This is a genomic window from Myxacorys chilensis (genome assembly GCF_059505265.1).
This window is the reverse complement of sequence record NZ_JCACKG010000157.1, coordinates 1-5,454: the sequence shown is the minus strand read 5'-3', so window position 1 is coordinate 5,454 and position 5,454 is coordinate 1. Positions and strand designations below refer to the sequence as shown.

At 47.9% G+C, this 5,454-nt stretch carries 6 protein-coding genes; 4 read left to right on the top strand and 2 right to left on the bottom strand.

Features of this window, described 5'->3' with window-relative positions; genetic code table 11:
- Positions 1–366: 366 nt before the first annotated feature.
- Entirely contained in the window at positions 367–1,182 is an 816-nt protein-coding gene (locus tag AC5JLB_RS12350; RefSeq protein ID WP_495874129.1) for a Uma2 family endonuclease, read from the bottom strand.
- Between the two features lie 180 nt (positions 1,183–1,362).
- On the opposite strand from AC5JLB_RS12350, the gene AC5JLB_RS12345 reads away from it, so the two are divergent.
- The 3 genes from AC5JLB_RS12345 (at position 1,363) to AC5JLB_RS12335 (ending at position 3,978) form a co-directional block, all read left to right on the top strand.
- Positions 1,363–1,968 carry a hypothetical protein gene (locus AC5JLB_RS12345; protein ID WP_495874128.1) on the top strand — a complete coding sequence of 202 codons (606 nt, stop codon included), beginning with the start codon at positions 1,363–1,365 and terminating at the stop codon, positions 1,966–1,968.
- Between the two features lie 17 nt (positions 1,969–1,985).
- Entirely contained in the window at positions 1,986–2,708 is a 723-nt protein-coding gene (locus tag AC5JLB_RS12340; protein WP_495874127.1) for a hypothetical protein, read from the top strand.
- A gap of 64 nt (positions 2,709–2,772) precedes the next feature.
- Positions 2,773–3,978, top strand: coding sequence for a tyrosine-type recombinase/integrase (locus tag AC5JLB_RS12335; protein ID WP_495874126.1), 1,206 nt, complete (start codon positions 2,773–2,775; stop codon positions 3,976–3,978).
- A gap of 169 nt (positions 3,979–4,147) precedes the next feature.
- Here AC5JLB_RS12335 and AC5JLB_RS12330 read toward each other — a convergent pair whose 3' ends face one another.
- Complete coding sequence (locus AC5JLB_RS12330; RefSeq protein WP_495874125.1) at positions 4,148–4,651, bottom strand: hypothetical protein; 504 nt, start codon at positions 4,649–4,651, stop codon at positions 4,148–4,150.
- 395 nt (positions 4,652–5,046) lie between these two features.
- Here AC5JLB_RS12330 and AC5JLB_RS12325 point away from each other — a divergent pair.
- Positions 5,047–5,454: transposase (locus AC5JLB_RS12325; protein WP_495874124.1), on the top strand; the 408-nt coding region annotated here is incomplete at its 3' end.

Sequence of the window (5,454 nt, the reverse complement as noted above, 5' to 3'; positions counted from 1 at the left end):
TAATTGTACAAATTGCTCACTCGCTCTGCATTCTCTCAAGTTGCCGGGTTAATAAGTGCTTTTTCAGGGCTTAGTGCCCACTTGGAAGTGTTTGCCCCCGAATGCCTTCCATGTACTGCAACGTTGCGGTACAGGTCAGCGATCGGTTAAGTTCTGAAACACTTCAAGCTTGTCTGACTTAGCACATCACTTCTGATGATGTACTAATAAGCACTACTGACACTTGGGCGCTAGATTTCAAAGAGAATTCTGATCTTCCTTGCTATTGAAGTTGTTCCAATCACTATTACTGGCAAAGCCCTACGCCACACTTTGTACAAATCAGCGCGAGGAATTAGAAACACAAGATCAAGAAAGTTTATACTCTTAGCTGCCTAACAATTCTTCTGGATTGATACCTCTGGCGCGAAGCTGCTCAAGCAGTCTTGACTTTTCTTGCTCTACTCGATCTGCTCTCACCCGTTCCGACTCTTCTGGTAATAAGACGAGGTTCCCATCCGCGTCATAGAATCGTAGCCACTCGTAGGTTCCGGTTGCAGGTTCGCGATCGATCACCCCCTGCCAAGTTCCCAACCACAGTTCCAACGTTTCGCACCACAACCAGCCCTGAGCATTCGGCTGCAACGGTTGATAACCTTGTCGTCCCGTCTGTAAGTGCCAGCCTTGCAACGAGTTAGGATCAAATGGATCGAAGATGTAATAATCCTGAGTTTTGAAGACCCGCTCGTACAGACGCTTTTTGTCCTCGCGATCAATCTTTTCAGTACTTGGCGACAGCAGTTCCACGATTACATCTGGGTAACGCCCCTCCTCTTCCCATGTCACCCACGCTTTCCGCTCTCGGCTGCTATCAACATCGAGGGTGACAAAGAAATCAGGTCCGCGAAAGTCCTGATTCATCGCTTGCGTTCGGCTGTAATAGACAAACATATTACCGCCTGCAAAAAAGTCAGACCGATCCTGAAGCGCAGACTGTACGGAACGAATGAGTAGATTCATCGCGATGCGATGGCGAGGGCTTTCCAAGGGTTCTCCGTCGTCAAATATCAAGTCACTAGGGGGCATCGGAATGTCCTGATCGTGGACTTCCGTCTGAATTGAGGCTTGCTCAGTGGAGATTTCCATAAACCCCACGACCGCGAAAGGGTCGTCAGCATAATTGCCTCCTAATTCTACGTTCACCCCGCAGTACAGATCAACTCACATTTTGATATAAGATAATATTCAATTATCTTGACTCTAGCGAAACTCTAGCGACGTTCAATATAAGAACAGAAATACTATTAAACTTTAGTAAATTTGTACTCAAAACCTTCGCAAAACTGGACAAATAGCAGTTAAGCACGAATGGGAGTAGATATTATGCCGAAAGCGTCTGATCTAAAATGTAAGCTCTGTTCTGCTCTCTCGGATGTGGAGGCAAAACGGCTTCATGATGCGGCTCAAGGCGGAGACGGCTGCTGGGAAGGTGATCCTTGCCATAAGATCCGCTATTACTACGCCAATCAAGAGACGATTAATGCTCAACGTCGGGAAAAATATCAGCGTAAAAAACTTGCTAAGCAGCAGACTGCGATCGCAGGAGTACAGGTGCAGGGCGATGAACTTTCTATATCCGATCGGCTCAAAACTTGGCTACCTCAAGCTGCTCCAGTTTTGCCTCCAGAACGGATTTATGTCCAATTGCTCTGGTATCGCGAAGCGCCGAAGGAGCGATTACACGCGATCGGGGCGGTACTGTATTTGGGCGATCACATGATTGCATTCTCCGGACCCTATCATTGTCGTGGGTTCTCGCCAAAAGACGTGACAGATTATCTCATTCCGAATATGGTGAGGGCACTCAATCAGGTCTTAAATGAAAATTTTCCGGGATATCAAACCTATCGCATTGGTCGATTGCATGATGAAGGAGATGAACGTCACCCAGCACTTTGTCCGCTTTGCACAGGTCGCCCGATGCGGTGAATGAGAGGCAAGAGTCAATGGATAGTCAGCAACTCGAACTGGATTTATGGCGATCGCTAGAAGTAGCGACGGCATTTCCTGACGAGAAAGAGGTGCTGACAATCGTATGGCAGACTTATGACCAATGGGTTGAAACGATCGCGGCTCAATCCGCTTCTGCACAGCTTGAGTTAGCGGGTGAGATTTTGCAGCGAATTGCTGAATTAATTTGTCTGCGTTCAGATATTTTGATCGAAGAGTGGGAGCAGCAGCATGACCCAGTTGAGCCGATCGTAGATATTTCTGGTCGGGTTGATTTGGTGATGCAGTCTCAGGAATTTAATCTATCTAGATTAGTCGAGCATGATCTTCCGGCTCCTTATCCAGAGCATCGCAAACCACCTACTAAAATTGAACCAACTGAATCAGCCGTAGGACTGGTGGATACTGCCCGGTTAATGTCGGTGATGAGTGAGCAATTGCAGCAGAAAGCGAAATTAACGGATGAGGAAGAAGCGGAAGAATTCAGAAAAACGATGGAGACTGCCCATGATGAGGATGTTGCTCAGTGGACGCAAGCGATCGTCACGTTTTGGGAGACAGCGCAAGTTCGCGCCATCCCTTTTGTCGAATTATGTCAGCAGTTAAATCGACCGTGGATCGAGGTTTGGCTGGCACTATTATTAGGAGGCTTCCTACTGGAATTACGCGGGGATTGGTATGAGGGGGAAATCTGGATTGTTGGATACACTCAACACTGAATGTTTTTTGTAATGGATTGAAAGTATGGTTGCTCGATCGCTCCCACAAGTTGAAGCTCATCTGATGCCAGCGTCAATTGACGAGCGCGCCGCCCCTCCAAGACAAAGAGGCAAAGGGGCAACGCTCAGGCTAACTCCGACTGATATTCGCAGCGTGAAGGTGCGGGAGTTTCTCAACGCAGGCGGCTTTGAGCCAAATACGCGCAGGAATTACGAGCGTGAACTCTATCGCTTTCTGCTGTGGTCGGAATTGCTATGGAGCGAAATTAAACCGCACCATCTTAATGCTCACTATCTGCGGTACTTAACCGAGGAAGTTCGGACTAGCCAAGGAAAACCGCTTTCCACAAGCAGTCGGAACTTAGCGGTCATGGCTCTGCGGAGCTTTTTTGCTTGGCTGCACAAGACATATCCTGATTTAGTACCTACAAATCCAGCGATCGGACTCAAAGGAAAGGCAATTCCTTTACCCGAAGCACAGAGTTTAACCGATGCAGAACAGGTATTGGTCTGGGGTGCAGTTGCCCAACGGGGAGAAACGCAATTGCGCGATCGCGCCCTCATTCACATTCTGAGCCACGGTCTGCGAGCAGGTGAGGTGGTGGATTTGAACATCGGCGCGATCAGGAACCATTCGACGGATGGGTTTACTGGAAAAGTTCTGTTCATTGCCAATACGAAGACCGATCGCCCCCGCATTGTTCCAATTGACCCCGCAGCTTGGATAGAAATTGAATCTTACTTGGAGTCGCGCAGTAGTGAAGGTGAAGAACTCAGTCATGACCGACCGTTGATGTTATCCCATCATGTGACGCGACGAGGTGAGCGATTAACTTATCATGGCGTGTACTTTGCCATTGAGAAGATTGGAGAATTAGCTAAACTTCCAAATTTGCATCCTCACCTATTTCGCCACACCTATCTCACAGAACTGCTGCTGGATAATATTGATCCATCTCATGCCCGTCGATTAGGCGGAATTGAAAGCGAAACTGTATTTCGTCGTTACACCCTTCGAGCGGAACAGGAAGCGGCAATTAATGCCTTCTTTAGAAATTGTCAGGAACGCCAGTCAGGTTCACAAACGCATGGATTGCATAAAGTTCTCGCCTTGCCTCCATCTACGGCGGAAGATCAAGCGCAGAAAGAAAAGTTGAAAATTGCGGCTAATTTGCTGAAAGAAGGAGTGGCGTTGGAGATTGTGGTGCGGGCAATGGGACTTCCGTTTCAAACGCTTCAAGCCCTACAGTGTACTGAAAACTTCGTATAACTGCTGAAATTCGGATAGAACCAAACGCTTTTAGCGAATGGTGACACGAGAAATCTGCTGTACTGCAACGTTGCGGTACAAGGATGGCAAATACAATTGAATACGAACAAGAGTTTGGCTCGAAACTCATATACTTGGCAAACTTGTGAGCAAGTTCAACCTCCGCATTTCAATCAATGTCTCTCGACATTAAGGGAATGAGTACCCCTGAGAATTCGGAGTCAATTTCTAAATGGAATTTCTCATAACTTGCTATCAACACTCGACCTTCCAGATGAGTTCTTTGCTCAATCTGTGATCCTGCTGCTAACAGCCAGTCTGGAGGATTTTGTAGAAATTCTGTCATTAGCGCCTCATCTTCTGCAAACGCCTGAATGCTGAAAGCAAAATGCTGTTCAATTTGGTATGGCTCATCCGCTGTTGCTGGTGAATATTGAATCAGCCACCCTAACTGTTCTTGATCAAGAATAAGAATTGCTTGATTGGGAATGCTTGCTTCTTCAGCTATCGGGCAAAAGAGTTGAAAAACTGGAATTCTATGTCCAGCATGAGTGTAGAAACCAGAAAATTCTGCCAAGTTCAAATCTTGACTTTGATTTGCTCCTCGTGCCTCAAAGCAGTTAGATTCGGCAAACGTATAGGTGATGTGCAACTTTAGAATTGGCAGAAGCAAAGTCCTACCCTTAAGCTTTTGATAGAAAACAAAACGACAAAAGCAGGTGAGACGCATGTATTCTGTCGAGGAATTCATCATTGCGGTCTATTGTTGTGTCGACGATGAACTGAAAGCACTGACGCAAGGAAAGCCGATTCGGGGACGGGGATTCGAGCCTGGATTGAGCGATGCGGAAGTAGTCACGATGGAGATTGTCGGGGAATATCAGCACTACGATAGCGACAAAGGGATCTGGAGTTATTTTCGACGTCATTGGCGCAGTTGGTTCCCGCAGTTGTCGAGTCGGTCGAGCTTTGTGCGGCAAGCGGCGAACTTATGGCAATACAAGCAGCGCTTGCAGCAGCAGTTAGCGGTCAAGTTGGGCGCGTTTGCAGACGAGGTGCATCTAATCGATGGGCTGCCGATGCGCTTGTGTTGTTTCACCTACGCGAGGCGCTGTCTGTCAGAGTTTTCAAGGCGTGGCAGGGTTCGGCTACTGCGCTGCCAAGGACGAGCAGTTCTACGGCTTCCGGGGGCACTTATGCATCAGCTTGAATGGCGTGATCACGGGATGCGCTGTGAGTTCTGCCAGTGGGGATGAACGCGAAGCCCTGTGGGAAATCACTCCACAAATTCAAGGCTTGCTGATTGGTGACAAAGGCTACCTCAGTCAGCCCTTGCAAATTGCCTTAGCCCAGGTTGACCTCGATCTGCAAACGCCCCTGCGTCGCAACATGAGCGAAACGCGCCCGCTCCAAGTCGTGCGGCTGTCTGGTGTCAATTACAAAGACCGCTTTATTGAATCAAATTTCTTCTCCTTT